This is a genomic window from Rhizobium sp. JAB6 (assembly GCF_003024605.1).
Taxonomy (GTDB): Bacteria; Pseudomonadota; Alphaproteobacteria; order Rhizobiales; family Rhizobiaceae; genus Rhizobium.
In genome coordinates this window covers 1272181-1288302 of sequence record NZ_PYJQ01000009.1, presented here as the reverse complement: position 1 = coordinate 1288302, position 16122 = coordinate 1272181, and the positions used below count along the sequence as shown (strand labels likewise).

Sequence of the window (16122 nt, the reverse complement as noted above, 5' to 3'; positions counted from 1 at the left end):
GCGGGGTGGAGCAGCCCGGTAGCTCGTCAGGCTCATAACCTGAAGGCCGCAGGTTCAAATCCTGCCCCCGCAACCAAACTTCCAATCACCAACAGCACCAAGTCCATAAAGCGCAAGCATCAGAACCTGAAGCGTCAGCCGCCTTCGAGCAAAGCTCCGCCACACGCTTCACACGTCTCTTCAAAACTATAAACGCCGAAAAGCATGCCGACAAAAACCAATCTATCCCCCGCGCTGTGCCACTTTCCCCGATAGGCACGATGAGGCCGATCATGGATTCTCGGCCCGCCGCATTCGGCCGGAGAGGTGAGGGCTATTTAGCCAGCTGACCGAACAGCGGTAATGATCCATGCGCGGGAATCGAAGAGCACACCTTCGGAGGTCATATGCGCTTTCAGCAGATCATGGAGACGCTGCAGTGGCTGGTCGGCTGTCCCGTCCGTGTGCGAGAGCGCGTCCCTTACCATATACAGGTGGCTCAGCGCATCGACGGCGGAATCAACGTCAGGTCCATAGAAGACCGGTTCGTGCACATCGATGAAGTCGATCGAGGTGAAGCCGGCGGAGCTCAATAGCTTCGTGGCTATGAGGGGATCGCCGAGCGAAAACGCCTTGCCGGCCTTTTCAGAGATTGTGCTTCCTGGAGCCAGCGCCTGCCTGATGGCACCTGACCATTCGTTGCACTCCTGGCTTTGCCATACCATCCAGGCAATGCGTCCCCCCGGGCGGATTGCATGGGCGATATTGGCAAATGCAGCCGGCGGATCGGCAAAGAACATGGTGCCGAACCGGCTGATGCAGAGATCGAAGCCGGCAGCCGGAAAGTTGTGACTTTGCGCATCGCCCAACTCGAAGCGGACGTTGCGTAATCCCGCTTCAGCGCTGCGTTGGCGCGCAACCTCAAGCATCTCGGCCGAGGTATCCACGCCGACTGCGCTGCCTTCTGTTGCAATTAAGGCCGCCTCGCGGGTGGTTTGGCCGGCACCGCATCCGATATCGAGTATCCGCTCGTGCATACCGACGTTAGCGGCCGCTCGCAAATGCCGGTTATGCCGTGATAGTTCAGCGTCGTAAAAATCAGCACATTGCAGCACTGCAAGCCTCCCTCATCTCGTCTTAATCGCCATCGCGCACGGTTCACGCGAGACCTGCGAACAGCTCCCACGGATTGTTCCCACGCAATTCCGGATGGAAAACCGCTGGGCGTTTATCTGAAATTGCTCTGACGGAGTCGATACCACTTGCGGCAGTTTCCCCATAAACTGATTGCATAATGAGATCAGTTATGCAATATGAATTCTAGTTGCGTTTTGCAATCGGATGGATTTGTCATGAAAGAAACGAGATCATTTGCCGCCACCGAGACGTCATTCGAGGTCAAGGGAGCGAGACTGCAGACCCAGGCTTTCGGTGATCCCTCCAGCCCGCCCATCATATTGATCATGGGAATGATGGCTTCGATGCTCTGGTGGCCGGACAGGTTCTGCGAGGCGCTTGCCGCCCGCCAGCGCTATGTGGTCCGATACGACCAGCGCGATACCGGCCTCTCGACACACTATCCGCTGGGCAAGCCGCACTATTCGTTTAACGATCTTGCCGACGATGCCGTCGCCCTTCTCGACGGCTACGGATTGGAAACGGCACATGTGGCGGGCATGTCGATGGGCGGCGCCGTTGCCCAGGAAGTGGCATTGCGCCATTCCCGGCGTGTGCGGACGCTCACGCTGATCAGCACATCACCGCTCGGCGTCGAGGGCTTGCCTTCCTCGACAAAGACCTATCAGGAACATTCCAGGTCGGCCGAAGCAATCGACTGGTCGAATCTCGAAGCCATCGCCGATTTCCTGTGCCGCGAGACGGCTATGCTTGCCGGCACCAGGCATCCGCACGATCCCGACGCTGCAAGGGCCTTGATTGCCCGCGACATGGCGCGGGCGCCGTCGTTTGCCAGTGCTACGAACCATTTCTCGCTCGTGAGCGAGGAAAGGCCTGCGAGGCTGCAGGCCTCCGATATCAAGCTGCCGGTCCTTGCGATCCACGGCACAGCCGATCCGCTGCTTCCCATAGGGCACGGAGAGGCCTTCGCCAGGGTCGTGCGAAATGCGCGGCTGCACCGGATCGAAGGTGGAGGGCACGAAATCCACGCGCGCGACATTGACGAGATCGCGCAGGCCATCATCGATCACACAGCCTAGAGCTTTTCCGCTTTTCTTCGAATCGCGAAAAAGCTCTGTCTTATTGGTGTTGACGCATTCCGGACGGAAAACGCTACGCGCTTTTCCTGGGAATGCTGAGAGCGACCGGAAAGCCAGGCATGATCTCGCTTTCCGGTTCGTAAGAGATCAGCTTCTCGGCTTCAGGTTCTCCGCGTCATAGAGCGGCTTGTAGCCGACGCCCGCCACTTCGACGGGATAGGTCTCGCCGAAATATTCGACCTTCAGCTTGCGGCCTTCCTGGGCATAGGACCAGGGGAGGTAGGCGAGTGCGATATTCTTGCCGATGGTCGGGCCGTAGGCGATCGAAGTGGTGAAGGAGCGGCGGCCGAGCTCGTCGACGAGGGTTTCGCCGGTTTCGGGATCTAGGACCGGCAGGATGCCGACCGGGTAGCGTGCAACGCCGCTGGAGTCGATATTGTCGGTCATCACGAGCGTGCAGAGCATGGCTGGCTGATGCTCGCGGGCGCGATATTCCAGATGCTTGGCCTTGCCGCGGAAATCGGCGTCCTTGACCTTCGGGCGAGCGAGATCGGCTTCAAGCAGATTATATTCCGTCAGCAGGTCGGCATTCTGCAGGCGCAGGCTCTTTTCCATGCGGCGGCTGTTGGCATAGGTCTCGACGCCGACGGCGATCGCGCCGGTCGAGCGCAGCGCATCCCAGACCGGCAGCGCATCACCATAGGCCATATGCAGTTCCCAGCCCTGTTCGCCGACATAGGAAATGCGGAATGCCGTGACGTTCTTGCCGGCGATGCGGATCTGCTTGATCGCGGCGAAGGGGAAGTTTTCGTGGGAGAGATTTTCCGGGCTTTCGACCACCTTCTGCAGGTTGGCGCGGGCATTCGGTCCCCAGATACCGATCGTGACATAGCGTTCGGTAACGTCGGTGATGGTGACGTCGAAGCCCTTATCCTGGGCAACACGGCGCATGTAGTGGAAATCGCGCGGGCCGGCATCGGCGCCGTCGATCAGGCGGCAGCGGTCGGCCATGCGGATGACGGTGAAATCGGCCCGCACCATGCCCTTGTCGTCGAGGAAGTGCGTATAGATGCCCTTGCCGATATTGGCGTCGCCGCCGATCTTAGCCGCGCAGAGCCATTCCAGCAGCTCGACATGATCGGGGCCTTCGATATCGTACATGGCGAAATGCGAGAGGTTGATGATGCCGCAATCCTCGCTCAGCGCCAGATGCTCGGCATTGGAAACGCGCCAGAAGTGGCGGTTATCCCATTCGTTTTCGCGCACGGGGATGCGATCGCCGTATTTTTCCAGCAGATGCTCGTTCGCGGTATAGCCGTGGGCGCGCTCCCAGCCGCCAAGCTCCATGAAATAGCCGCCGAGCTCTTTTTCCCGCTCATAGAAGGGCGAGCGGCGGACATTGCGGCCGGTCGCGTAGGGTTCGCGCGGGTGGACAGCGGGATTGTAGATCTTCTGCGCAGCTTCGGTGCAGCGGCCTTCGATGAACTTCTCTTCCAGCATATGCGGGTAGAAGCGGGAGTAATCGATCCTGTTGTGATCGACCGGCGTACGGCCGTCGGTCATCCAGTCGGCAACGAGCTTGCCGAAGCCGGGGCCGTCCTTGACCCAGATGGCGACGCAATACCAGAGACCGCGAACCTTCTGACTTTCGCCGACGGAGGGACCGCCATCGGTGGTGACCTGCAGGAGGCCGTTGAACGAATGGCCTTCGTTGTAACCGAGTTCGCCGAGGATCGGCGTCAGTTCCATGGCGCGTTCGAGCGGCTCGATGATCTGCTCCATGTCGAGATCGCGCTGCGACGGCGAGAGGCGGGCCTCGTGCTTTTCGAGGAGATCGCGGGGATGGCAGAGGCGCGGGTTCTTCTCTTCGTAGTAACCCCATTCGATCTGGCCGCCTTCGGCCGTCTTCGGGTCGCCGGTGTCGCGCATATAGGCGGAATTGCCCTGATCGCGCATCAGCGGGAAGCCGATTTCCTTGCCGGTATCGGCAAACTCATTATAGGGGCCGAAGAAGGTCAGCGGATGGTCGACCGGCATGACCGGCAGGTCCTCGCCGACCATTTCGGCGATCAGGCGGCCCCAGAGGCCGGCGCAGACGATGACATATTCGGCCTCGATCGTGCCGCGATGGGTGACGACGCCGGAGATGCGGCCGTCCTTGACGATCAGCGACTGGGCCGGCGTATTGGCGAAGGACCGCAGCTTGCCGCTCTTTTCGCCCTGGTCGATCAGTTTGCCGGCAACGGTCTGCGAGCGGGGAATGACGAGACCGGCATCCGGGTCCCACATGCCGCCCTGAACCATGCTTTCCTCGATCAGCGGGAATTTCTCCTTGATCTCGGCAGGTTCGATCAGACGGGCGCGCGTGCCGAAAGCCTTGCCCGAGGTGACCTTGCGCCTGATTTCAGCCATGCGGTCGTCATCGCCGACGCGGGCGACTTCGAGGCCGCCGACGCGGGCGTAGTGGCCGAGCTTATCGTAGAAATCGATGGAGTAGAGGGTCGTCCAACAGGAGAGGAAATCGTGGCTGGTCGTGTAGCAGAAGTCGGAGGCATGGGCTGTCGAGCCGATATCCGTCGGGATGCCTGATTTGTCGATGCCGACAATATCGTCCCAGCCGCGCTCGATCAGATGGTGGGCGATCGATGCGCCGACGATACCGCCAAGCCCAATGATGACGACCTTCGCCTTTTGAGGAAATACTGCCATTGCGTGCGACCCTGATTGATATTGGAAATGGATTTTATGATGTGTGCGGCGGCGACCAGAGCCTGTCTACGACATATTGAAGATGCTTGCACGACGACCGTAAGGCCGTTTCTCATCGAGATGCTGGGCCCGATATCCGCTGATTGCACGTCGCAAAGGCGACGGCATCGCTTCGGTCCTTTATTGCGGGATCGACTGCATCATGATCTCGTGGCGCAAGATTGGGCCTTCCTGGCCGAAATAGGTGGTCAGCAGCCTGGCGAAATCATCCGACTGGTAGGTCTCGGTCAGCGTCTGATCGACGAGCAGGCGAAAGGCGGAGTCATCCTGCCGGAGGGCGATCCCATAGGGCTCGTGCGTGAAGAGGCGGTTGCCGACAGCGAGCGTGGAAGGATTATGAGCATGCGAAGCGAGGTCGAAGAGCAGGGCGCGATCGGCGAAATAGGCGTCGATCTTCCGATTTTCGAGCGCGGCTAAGCCGTCCTGATGCGTCGCGAACTCGGCGATCCGCATCTTCGGCACGTCGGAGCCCAGCGCTTCGCGCAGCGTCGCGCCCGTCGTCGTATCGGCGCGAACGCCGATCGTGCTCGTTGCGGGCGCTGGCTTGGCAGAGACCTGCGCCAGCCGCTTGCCGAGGAACAAAGCCATCAGATAGTCGGGCGAATCCTTGCGCAGCAGGGCGCTGGCGCCGGTGATGAAGATCGGCTGCGAGAAATCGACGCTTTGGCGGCGGCCGAGACTGATGGTGAGGGCGCCGCAGAGAAGGTCGATCCGGCCGCTTTTGACCGCATCGAAGCCATCGGCAAGCGTGATTTCGACATAGTCGCGCTTGAGACCGGTGACCTCGCGCCCGACGGCGTCGGCGATCTTGCCGCAGAGGTCGATGGCATATCCTGTCGGGTTGCCATCCTTCTTCTTGAAGGAGAAGGGTGCTTCATCGCTGATATAGCCGATCCGGATCGTACCTTTCTGAGCGATGAAATCCAGCGTCTGCGCGGCGGCGGCCGTATAGGCAGTTATGCCGAGGATGATGCCTGCCAGAACCAGTCGTCTCATGCAATGTGCCGGCATGATCCTGATCTCCAAAAGAAAATTGGGCAATCGCAAAGGCTTAGGCGCAGATTATGGTCTGACAGGTTTTTGTCAACGATGGATTGTCCTTGATTGTCTGCCATCGAGCAGGGGTGGCGGTCTTTCTTGTCGCGAAGATCGCTTTTCAGCAAGACAGATTGTGACGCGCAGCCCAGCTGGAGATGGCGGCTGCAATCGCTTCCGGCTGGTCTTCCGGCGCGATGTGTCTTGCCGGCCCGCAATTTTCGATCTCCAATCCGGCTATATTGTCGCGGCACCAGCCTATCATCGTTTCGCCGACCAGCAGCGTCTCCGCCGGACCATCGAAGGTCAGCAGCAGTTTTGGGATGCCTTCGCTGCGGGCAAGCCAGGCGTCATAGGCTTCGATACGCGCGACGACATCGGCCGGTTCGCCCTCGATCGGCATGGCGCGCGGCCAGGCAAGCAGCGGCCGGCGGCTTTCGCGCGTCAGGTAGGGGGCACGATAGACGGCATGATCCTCGGCGCTCAATCCGTTCAGGACCGTGGCTTTCAATGCCTGTTCGATGAAGAAATTCTCGTCCAGTACCTTCGCCTCGCCCGTGCCCGGCGAGCGCAGCAGCTCGTAGCGAGCACGTGCATTCGGCATGTCGTTCCAGGTCAAAGGCCGGATGATCGTTTCCATGAAGGCGATGCCGCGCACGCGTTCTGGATAGCGGGCGGCCCAGTCGAAGGCCAGCGCGCCGCCCCAGTCATGGCCGATCAATACGACATCATCGAGCCCGAGCCAGTCGAACCAGGCCTCAAGATAACGTGCGTGGTCGTCAAATGAATAGGCGACATCAGGTTTGCCGGACCGGCCCATGCCAATGAGATCGGGAGCCAAGCGGCGGGCGGCCACGGCAATGGCCGGGGTGATATGCCGCCATAGGTGGGATGAGGTCGGATTGCCATGCAGGAAGACGAAGGGTGTTCCGCTTCCGGCATCCTCGTAGAAAATCATCGAGTCCAGTACATCGAGCGAGGGCATGCGGGTATCCTCTCGTGAAATAAAATGGTAAGGTACCTGTCTATTTATCAGAATAGTCAGGTGCCTGTCTATATCCATGGAAGATTGTGTTCCCGCCCGTCCGTCCCTGGGCCTGCTGCTGCGGCTCGTGCATCAACATTGGACACAGGATGTCGAAGCCGCGCTGGAAGAAGCCGGTTATGGTGATATCCGGCCACCGCATGCCAATATCTTCACTTTCATGCGTCCGGAAGGAATTCAGGTGAGCGAGCTCACCCGGCTTGCCCATGTCCGCAAGCAAACAATGACGCAGGCGGTGGAGGAGCTGGAGCGCCTGGGTTATGTCGAGCGCCGGCCGGACCCCAACGATCGACGCGCAAGGCTTGTGTTTCTGACCGAGCGGGGCAAGGGCGTCAGGCCGATAGCCGCGGCAACCGGCCGCCTTGTGGATCAGCGCTGGTCCGATATTGCCGGTTCCGAGGAAATCGATGCGTTGAAGCAGGCTTTGCAGGAGGTGCTCGGCAAACTCCGGGATGGCGGGGAATCCGCAGGGCCGATGGATGAAGCGGCGACATAGGGGTTCGGGTTGATCAGTCTCAGGTATGGGAACCCCGCGCTTCGGAATGCTATCACGAAGAGTTTCGTTACCCCGTCGCGGTTTATGGCCTATTCCTCGTGCACGACCGTCAGCCGAAGGGGATGCCGATGCAGGAGAGGAACTTGATCAAGAAGACAAGGGGTGGGATACGGAAAGCGAGTCTTGCTTTCGGCTTCGGTTTTTCTGTTCTTTGTGGGACCTTAAGCCTCTCGGTGTCCTCGCCGGCAGCAGCGCAGACCATCATCGATGATTGGCAGAAGGTGAAGCCGCCGGCGCCGCCGGCGCTGAGGAGCGTTACCGTCGATCCGAACACGACGGCACTGCTGGTCCTCGATTTCAACGGCGCGCAGGACCCGACCAAGGGACCCTGCAACGTGAAGACCAAGCCTCGTTGCCTGGCGTCTGTTCCCAAGGTGAAAACTCTGCTCGATGAGGCGCGGGCCAAGGAGATGCTTGTCGTCTTTAGTTTGGCCGGTGTCGGCGAGCCGCAGGATATCGCAACGGCGCTGGCGCCTCTGGCGAGCGAGCCGATCGTAAAATCGGGGCCGGACAAATTCATCGGCACCAATCTGCGCAGCATTCTCTCAGACAAGGGCATCAAGACCATCATTGTCACGGGTACGGCCTCGGAGGGCGCCGTGCTCGATACGGCGACGGATGCGGCGCTCAACGGCATGAACATCGTGCTGCCCGTCGACGGTATGTCATCGACAGAGCTCTATGGCGAGCAATATGTGGCCTGGCACATGGTCAATGCGCCCGGCGTCTCGCAGAGAACGACGCTCACCAGCATCGACAGGATCAAATTCTGATTTGCTGCAGCCCGCCGGTCAGTCCCTCCCAAAGCACGCCATTCTCCAGAAGTGCCGTGGCCGATAATCCATCGATCAACATCTCTTGAGTTTCGGCGCTTGCCGCGCGTGACATAGTATCGCCCGCAATGACAGCTATGCGACGATCCTTTTGGAGGATGCGATTCCATGTCTTTTCGCCAGATGGTTCCCGGCCTGGCGCTGGCCCTTTCGCTGATTTCGGCAACGGCATCCGCCGCTCCGCCCGAGCAGGGTCGCAGCACGCCCGCCGGTGCGGGCGGCGTGCTCTCGCTCCTGCCGCCCGATGCGATGAGCGACCATGTGCTGAACGCGGATGGCAAGGCCATTCCCTACACGGCGACGGCTGGCACGCTCGATCTTTTCGGCCAGGATGGCCAGCGCCGCGCCGCGATCTTCTACACCGCCTATGTCGCCAAGAACCGGGATGCGAGCCGGCCCGTGACCTTCGTGTTCAATGGCGGGCCGGGCGCAGCTTCGGCCTTCCTCAACCTTGGGCTCGTCGGTCCGCGCATCGTCGTTTTCGGCGCGGACGGCCGCGACGGCGCAAATGCCAAGCTGGTCGACAATCCGCAAAGCTGGCTCGAATTTACCGATCTCGTGCTGATCGATCCGATCGGTACCGGGTGGAGCCGCGCTGCCAAGCCCGATGATCAGAATGATTTCTATAGCGTCGACAGCGATGCCGAAAGCCTCGCCAAGGCGATCGCCCTTTACGTCTCCCGTAACAGCCGGGCGGCGTCTCCGAAGTACATTCTCGGAGAAAGCTATGGCGGATTTCGTTCGGTCAAGATTGCCAACAGCCTGCGGGAGGATCAGGGCATTCTGATTTCCGGCATCGTCATGCTGTCGCCGCTGCTGGAGGGTCGGTTCGTCTTTGGGGGCGGTGAGGATGCGCTTGGCGCAACCCTGCAACTGCCGTCGCTGGCGGCGGCCGAGCTGGAGCGTCAAAACGCCTTCAGCGAGAAAGCGGTGCAGGATGCCGAGGCCTTCGCCTTCAACGAATATCTGCCAACACTTGCCAGACGGCCGCCATCCGGAGATGCCGCCCAGGCTTTCTATGGACGGGTAGCGAAGCTGACCGGCATTCCGCGGGATGTTGTCGTCAAGAACCAAGGTTTTCTGGGCGGGGTCTACCGCAAGCATTCCGATGGCGATGGCGCGGATGTGGCGAGCGCCTATGACGCCTCGTTCCTCGCGCCGGATCCCTATCCGCAGTCGGAGGCCGAGCATGGCGGCGATCCCATTCTTGATGGCTTCGTCCGCGCCTATGGCGGTGCCTTTTCAGGCTATGCCCGTGACGAGCTGGGTTTCCATACCGACATGACCTATACGCTTTTGTCTACATCCGTGAACAGAGAGTGGAAATGGGGTGGGCACAATGGCGGCTCGCGGGGAACCGCCGGTATCGGCGATGATCTCAAGGAGCTGCTGTCGCTCTCGCCATCGTTCCGCGTGATGATCGGGCAAGGCTATAGCGATCTCGTCATCCCCTTCGGCGTGAACAAATATGTGCTCGATCACATGCCATCGGCCTTTGCTGATCGCGTGGCGATGAAGCTCTATCGCGGCGGCCATATGTTCTACACACGGCCGGCGTCGCGGGAGCAGTTCACGAGCGATGCCAAGGCGTTCTATGCCGGGCAGATCCAGCCAGCGCCGGCAGCGCGATCGAACTGATGGAGCCGGCCTCGGCACAGCGCATTTCGCGCCCCCCAGCGGTGAAAGCATGAGCACTTTTCGCCATTCGAAGAAAAGCGGGAAGGCCCTAATCGTGCTGTTGCAGCTGAAAGAGATGCTTGATGCGCGAGCTTAGCGAGCTCACGTGAGCGCCATGGCCGAGCATATCGGCATTGGCGAAGAGATGCTGCTCCGCCTCCATGCGTTTTGCCAGCATGGCGCCGAGCTCTTCGGCAAGGGTCGGCCGGTCGTGCAGCAGCGGCGCCAGACATTCCTCACCAATTTCGTAGGTGACGACGAAGGTCAGGGCGCGAACCGTACCGACTTCGCCCGATCCCATCAGCAGCCCGTTTTCACCGAAATAATCCCCTGGCGCGAGCCGTGTCAGCTCAATCTGACGATGCCCTTCGCGCCGGGTGATGCTGACGACGCCCGAGCGGATGATCGTGAGCGCCCGCATGCGGGCATCCTGTTCGGCGATGACGGCATCCTTGCGGTAGGTCCGGCGCTGCATGTGCGATGCCAGATGTTCCTTTTCATCCTCGGTCAGCGAAGAGAACAGCGGGATGTTGCTGACAAGCCGCCATGGCGTTCCGGGCGCATGTTGCTTCTCGTCGGCCGCCCCAGGCTTTTGCTGCGTCGGAAGCACGACCGTGCCGGGCGGATCGGCGAATTTCAGGTTTGCCGCCTTGACGTGACGAACTAGCAGGTCATAGATCTCGTTCTTTGCGGCTTGTGTCAGCGACATATCGCGGACGCGAAAGGACAGCTGCAGTTCGATCGCCTGGCCATCGATGGAATTGATGGCGACGCTGGGTTCCGGGTTCTTCTGGATCGAATTGCAGCTGAGCAAGACATTTTGCATCACATCGGCGATGATGCGCGGGAGCGCGGTGGGTTGGATCCGTACGGTGACGCTCGCGCCATGGCTCTCGTCTGGCGCGGAAAGATTGGTCAGCCGCGTCTTGGCAAGGATGCTGTTCGGAATGACGACCAGATCGTTCGTACCGCTCAGCAATTGCGTGGCGCGCCAATTGGTTTCGACGACGCGGCCCTGGACATCATTTTCGAGGACGATCCAGTCGCCGACGGAGTAGGGGCGGCCAAGATTGAGAGCGATACCGGAGAAAACGTCGCTCAGGGTGCTCTGCAAGGCGAGACCGAGAATGATGGCGAAGACGCCCGATGTCGCGATCAAGGTACCGATCGGCACGCTGAAGACATCGCCGACGATGGAAAGAATGGCGCCGACATAGATGACGCCGACGATCAAATCCTGCAGCAGCCGGCCTTCGCGGGGCTTGCGCTCGAAAATCAGGAACAGCCGCACGCAGGCGATGAGCACCCAGGCACCATTGATCCACCAGACGATCTTGGCAAAGCCCGTGAAGGTGCGCAGCGTCACCGACTCCTGAGGCGGGCTCGGCTCATATGGGACGATGCCGTGATAGAACAAAAGTACGGTCAGGCAGACGAAGAAAGCGACCTGGCCGATCAGGCGTCCGGCCCGCTGACGACGCAGCATGACGCGGCTGACGAACGTGCCGACGACAACCAGAATGAAGAACTGAACGATTGGATCGCCAAGAAGCGCAAGGGACATGGGGACCTGGTCGTACTCGGTCTTTCGGATGGGCGCTAAATTGGCACGAAAGGGGCCACAGCGCCATATGTAGAAAAAGTATGATTAATTGACGCTGACGCCTTGATCTCGGGACATGCACCTTGATAATTAGATGACGATTATCATCTTATATCTGTCATCCCATCCTGCTATCGGCTCTCGCAGCGCACCCTCGGCGCTCCGACATCATTAAGGAATACCCATGACACAGTCTTTCGAGATTCGCGGCGATCTGTTGATCGGCTCAGATTCCACCGGCGGCAACAGAACCGTGCGTGCCATCAACCCGGCAACCGGTGCAGACCTGGAACCCGCCTTTGCGATCGCAAGCGAGAGCGATGTCGCTAAAGCCTGCGAACTGGCGGCCCAGGCGTTCGATGTCTACCGTGCTACGAGCCCCGAGCAGCGCGCGGCATTTCTCGAAAAGATTGCCGACAACATCATGGAAATCGGCGATGCGCTGATCGAGCGTGCGACGGAAGAAACCGGCCTGCCGGTGGCACGTCTGCAGGGCGAGCGCGCCCGCACCGTCGGTCAGCTGCGGCTCTTCGCGCAGGTGGTTCGCGCCGGCGAATGGCTCGATCTGCGCGTCGATCCGGCCTTGCCGGAGCGCAAGCCGCTGCCGCGGCCGGATCTGCGCCTGCGCCAGATCCCGCTCGGCCCGGTCGCCGTTTTCGGCGCCAGCAATTTCCCGCTCGCCTTCTCGGTTGCCGGCGGTGATACGGCTTCCGCCCTTGCCGCCGGTTGCCCAGTCGTCGTCAAGGGTCACCTTGCCCATCCCGGCACGGGCGAGCTTGTCGGCCGCGCCATCCGCGCCGCTGTCGCCCAATGCGGCCTGCCGGAGGGCACGTTCTCGCTGCTGACCGGCGCCAATGAAACCGGCGCAGCCCTGGTGCGCGATCCCCGCATCAAGGCCGTCGGCTTCACCGGCTCGCGCGGCGGCGGCCTGGCGCTTGGCGCCATTGCCGCGGCCCGTCCGGAGCCGATCCCGGTCTATGCCGAGATGAGCAGCGTCAATCCCGTTTTCCTGTTTCCGGCCGCGCTCGCGGCACGGGCCGAGGCGATAGGCACAGGCTTCATCGATTCCCTGACGCTCGGTGCCGGCCAGTTCTGCACCAATCCGGGTCTGCTTTTCGCCATCGAAAGCCCCGATCTCGACCGTTTCGTTCAGGCCGCCAGCGATGCCTTGACCGGCCGCGCGCCGGCGCCGATGCTGACACCAGGCATTCACGCCGCCTTCGACAAGGGCGTTGCGGCATTGGCCGACCATGAGGCAGTGAAGACCGTCGCTCACGGCGCTTCGGCCGAAGGCGTCAACCGGAGCCCTGGCATCTTCTTTGAAACCGACGTCGAGGAGTTCCTGGCGGATGAGCGTCTCGGCCATGAGGTTTTCGGCGCGGCGAGCCTTCTCGTGCGCTGCAAGGACATCGACCAGATGATTGCCGTTGCGGAAAAGCTCGAGGGCCAACTGACCGCGACGCTGCAGATCGAAGCAGATGACTATGCGACGGCCGCCAAGCTGGTGCCGGTGCTGGAACGCAAGGTTGGGCGCATTCTCGCCAATGGCTGGCCGACCGGCGTCGAAGTCTGCCACGCCATGGTGCATGGTGGGCCGTTCCCCGCAACCTCGGACAGCCGCACCACCTCGGTCGGCACGCTCGCCATCCGCCGCTTCCTACGTCCGGTTTCCTATCAGGATCTCCCTGAAGGACTGCTGCCGGCGGAATTGCGGGACGAGGGCGTCAAGACCCTGCCGCATCTGCTGGATGGCGTGCGCAAGTAACTGATCAGAGCCTCATCCGTCCTCGCCCTTTGAGGGCCCTATGGGCCGCCTCTGGGGTGAGGGCTAAACCTTTCCGCCAAACGAAGCTAAGTACGAGCCGTTTCGGGTGAGCGGCTTTTTTCCGCCCTTATCTCTTCCGAGCCTTACAAACCACAACGCAAAAATCCGCTCCGCGCTGCCGCAAAGATCCAGGGCATCGATGTCGCGGGAGCGGCGATCAGGCGTCAAATAACCGTCATCGATCTGATATAAATCCCCGTTCTTAGGGGCTCTAACAGTCTGGGCTGAAAACCGAAGCCGGAGGTGATTGATATCATGTCGACGCTCCAGCAGGTCGCCTTTCGTGCCGGCTGTTCTGTTGCGACCGCCAGCCGGGTCATGAATCGCACCGGTCCGGTCAGTGACGAGATGGTGCGTCGCGTGCGCCGGGCGGCGGCGGAGCTTGGCTATCGGGCCGGCGGGCGTACCGGCAGCGGCCGGCCAGCAATCGGCGTGCTTATTCCGAGCATCACCAATCCGGTTTTTGCGGCTTCGCTTTCCAGCATCCAGAATCGAGCCCTTCATGCCGGGCATAGCGTGCTGATCGCGCAATCGAACTACGATCCGGCGCAGGAGGTCGATGCCGTCGCCTCGCTGCTCCAGCAGCAGCCGACCGGGTTGATCCTCACACTCTGCGATCCCGAACATAGCCTTGTCCTGCCCTCTGTCCTGCCGCCCACTGTGCTGCTCGGAAACCTTCCGACCAGCCGCTTCACAGCGGCGGTTGCGACCGACAATTTCGGCGCCGGCCGGGACCTGACCGACCATCTTCTTTGCAGGGGGCACCGCCGCATCCTGTTCATCTCTGGTCACTTCTCGGCATCGGATCGGGCGAAACTGCGCTATCTCGGGTATATCAGGGCCATGGAAGCGGCGGGGCAACAGCCCCTCGAGGCGCTCGAAATTTCCTTCGTAAACAGCCTGGAACAACTCGATCTTTCGGATGCGGTTTCGCGATTTGGCCCGACGGCGATCATCGCTTCCAACGATCTTTTGGCGCTGGGCGTCATGGGCGCGCTCCGGCGTCAGGGCCTTTCGATCCCGCGCGATATTTCGGTTGCCGGCTTCGACGGAATTTCCCTTGGTTTTCTGGGTGAGGTATCTCTGACGACGGTGGAAATTCCGGACGGAACCATGGGGGCCGCTGCCGCCTCGCTGCTGCTCGATATGGCAGAGAACGCCGCGCCGCCGCGTCATCTGAGCGTAGCCTATCGGATGCGCGCGGGCGGCACGGTGCGTGATCTCACCATTCCGTCCTAATGTATCTTTGCACATGAGAACGCCGCCTCTTCGAGAGAGGCGGCGTGATAGCTCCAGTGCGGATCGGAAGATCAGCTGCGCGGCAGCAGGCCTTCGACGTCGGACGCGGCATCGTCGAGCGCTTCCTTCGGCGTGGCCGAGCCGTCAACGATGCGCGAGAGATTGTCGACGATGGTCTGCGTGACCTTGACGCCGTTGGCGCCCGGAAAGGCATACCAGGAAACCATGATCGACATCTGGCTGAGGCCGGCCTGGAACAGCGGGTTCTTCTTGTAGAAGTCGCCGAGATATTCAGCCGACTTGGCGGCAAGTTCGTTGTTCGGAACATAGCCGGTGCCGGGAACGACGACGGAGGCGCCATAGGGGCCCGCGGCGAACTTGGCGAATTTCCAGGCGGCTTCTTCCTTGACCGGATCATGCGTCAGGATGACGACGGCATTGCCGCCCGTCGGCAGGCGGCCGTTGACCGGGTCGATCAGCGGCAGCTTGGCGGTACGCAGGTCGAACTTGGTTCCGACATTCTTGATGGTGTTGACGAGCGCGCCGGTCGTCTGGAATTCGAAGCCAACCTTGCCGGCTGCGAAGGCCTGTTCGCCGGCAGCCTTGGTGAAGACCGGCATCCCGCCTTCCTTGACGAAGCGCTGGATCAGTTCGACGGCCTTCTGTCCCTCTGGACCGTTGAAGGCAACCTTCGTCTCGTCGTCGCTCAGCATCTTGCCGCCGGCGCCGAAGAGGAGAGCGGAGAACATCCAGTCGTCGCCCTGCCAGCGGAAGTCCATGCCATCGACGCCGTTGCCGAGCGCCTTGATCTTGCCGGCGAGCGCAATGACCTCATCCCAGGTCTTCGGCGGGTTATCCGGGTTGCCGCCGGCCGCCTTCACCAGGTCGGCGTTGTAGTACATGATCGGGTTGGATGTCGCGAAGGCGAGGCCGACCTGCTTGCCCTTGACCTGGGCGAGTTTCAGGATCGTGTCCGAGAAGCCCTGCTCGGCCATGTTGCCCTCTTTCTTGACGAGGGGGCCGAGGTCGACGGCGACATTACGCTCGTCGATCATGCGCAGGCGGTTGAGACCGATGAAGGTGACATCGGGCATCTCGCTGGTGCCGGCCTGACGAAGGATGGTCTGAATGCCTTCCTCGTAGGTGGCCGAAGGAGCGGCGAACTGGATTTTGATGTCGGGATTTTCTTCCATGAACTTCTTCGAGATCGTGTCCATCACGTTCTTGAAGAAGCCAGGCATGGGATAGTGAACCGTCAGGGTGGTTTCGGCATAGGCCGGGACCGTCACGACCATCGAAATGGCCGCGGCGGCGAGAATCTGGGTGATATGCTTCATCGCTCGTT

Annotated in this window: 12 protein-coding genes; 6 read left to right on the top strand and 6 right to left on the bottom strand. The window is 61.0% G+C overall.

Features of this window, described 5'->3' with window-relative positions; translation table 11 throughout:
- Positions 1-317 precede the first annotated feature (317 nt).
- Positions 318-1094, bottom strand: coding sequence for a class I SAM-dependent methyltransferase (locus C7U61_RS16280; RefSeq protein ID WP_106999038.1), 777 nt, complete (start codon positions 1092-1094; stop codon positions 318-320).
- 237 nt (positions 1095-1331) lie between these two features.
- On the opposite strand from C7U61_RS16280, the gene C7U61_RS16275 reads away from it, so the two are divergent.
- Positions 1332-2195, top strand: a complete 864-nt coding sequence (locus C7U61_RS16275) for an alpha/beta hydrolase (protein WP_106999037.1) — start codon at positions 1332-1334, stop codon at positions 2193-2195.
- Positions 2196-2342: 147 nt separating this feature from the next.
- Here the strand turns inward: C7U61_RS16275 and C7U61_RS16270 are convergent, their stop codons facing one another.
- The 3 genes from C7U61_RS16270 to C7U61_RS16260 form a co-directional block, all read right to left on the bottom strand.
- Positions 2343-4904: an FAD-dependent oxidoreductase gene (locus C7U61_RS16270; RefSeq protein WP_106999036.1), complete on the bottom strand. Its 2562-nt coding sequence runs from the start codon at positions 4902-4904 to the stop codon at positions 2343-2345.
- A gap of 180 nt (positions 4905-5084) precedes the next feature.
- On the bottom strand, positions 5085-5975 hold the full coding sequence (locus tag C7U61_RS16265; RefSeq protein WP_106999035.1) for an amino acid ABC transporter substrate-binding protein: 891 nt from the start codon (positions 5973-5975) through the stop codon (positions 5085-5087).
- A 145-nt stretch (positions 5976-6120) separates the two neighbouring features.
- Positions 6121-7062: a haloalkane dehalogenase gene (locus tag C7U61_RS16260; RefSeq protein ID WP_280952774.1), complete on the bottom strand. Its 942-nt coding sequence runs from the start codon at positions 7060-7062 to the stop codon at positions 6121-6123.
- Between C7U61_RS16260 and C7U61_RS16255 the strand changes: the two genes are divergently transcribed.
- The 3 genes from C7U61_RS16255 to C7U61_RS16245 all read left to right on the top strand — a co-directional run bounded on the left by C7U61_RS16255 (position 7061) and on the right by C7U61_RS16245 (position 10071).
- Positions 7061-7540, top strand: coding sequence for a MarR family transcriptional regulator (locus C7U61_RS16255; RefSeq protein WP_106999033.1), 480 nt, complete (start codon positions 7061-7063; stop codon positions 7538-7540). The two genes, C7U61_RS16260 and C7U61_RS16255, sit on opposite strands and share 2 nt — an antisense overlap.
- A gap of 233 nt (positions 7541-7773) precedes the next feature.
- Entirely contained in the window at positions 7774-8373 is a 600-nt protein-coding gene (locus C7U61_RS16250) for an isochorismatase family protein (protein WP_245410809.1), read from the top strand.
- A 168-nt stretch (positions 8374-8541) separates the two neighbouring features.
- The gene (locus C7U61_RS16245) at positions 8542-10071 is read left to right on the top strand and encodes a carboxypeptidase (protein WP_106999032.1); all 1530 of its coding nucleotides are present in this window, start codon (positions 8542-8544) and stop codon (positions 10069-10071) included.
- Positions 10072-10159: 88 nt separating this feature from the next.
- Here C7U61_RS16245 and C7U61_RS16240 read toward each other — a convergent pair whose 3' ends face one another.
- Positions 10160-11674: a mechanosensitive ion channel family protein gene (locus C7U61_RS16240; RefSeq protein ID WP_106999031.1), complete on the bottom strand. Its 1515-nt coding sequence runs from the start codon at positions 11672-11674 to the stop codon at positions 10160-10162.
- Between the two features lie 223 nt (positions 11675-11897).
- Between C7U61_RS16240 and C7U61_RS16235 the strand changes: the two genes are divergently transcribed.
- Together C7U61_RS16235 and C7U61_RS16230 are read left to right on the top strand one after the other, a co-directional pair.
- Positions 11898-13478, top strand: a complete 1581-nt coding sequence (locus C7U61_RS16235) for an aldehyde dehydrogenase (NADP(+)) (protein ID WP_106999030.1) — start codon at positions 11898-11900, stop codon at positions 13476-13478.
- A gap of 315 nt (positions 13479-13793) precedes the next feature.
- Complete coding sequence (locus tag C7U61_RS16230; protein WP_106999029.1) at positions 13794-14777, top strand: substrate-binding domain-containing protein; 984 nt, start codon at positions 13794-13796, stop codon at positions 14775-14777.
- 71 nt (positions 14778-14848) lie between these two features.
- Here C7U61_RS16230 and C7U61_RS16225 read toward each other — a convergent pair whose 3' ends face one another.
- Positions 14849-16114: an ABC transporter substrate-binding protein gene (locus C7U61_RS16225; RefSeq protein WP_106999028.1), complete on the bottom strand. Its 1266-nt coding sequence runs from the start codon at positions 16112-16114 to the stop codon at positions 14849-14851.
- Between the last annotated feature and the right edge of the window lie 8 nt (positions 16115-16122).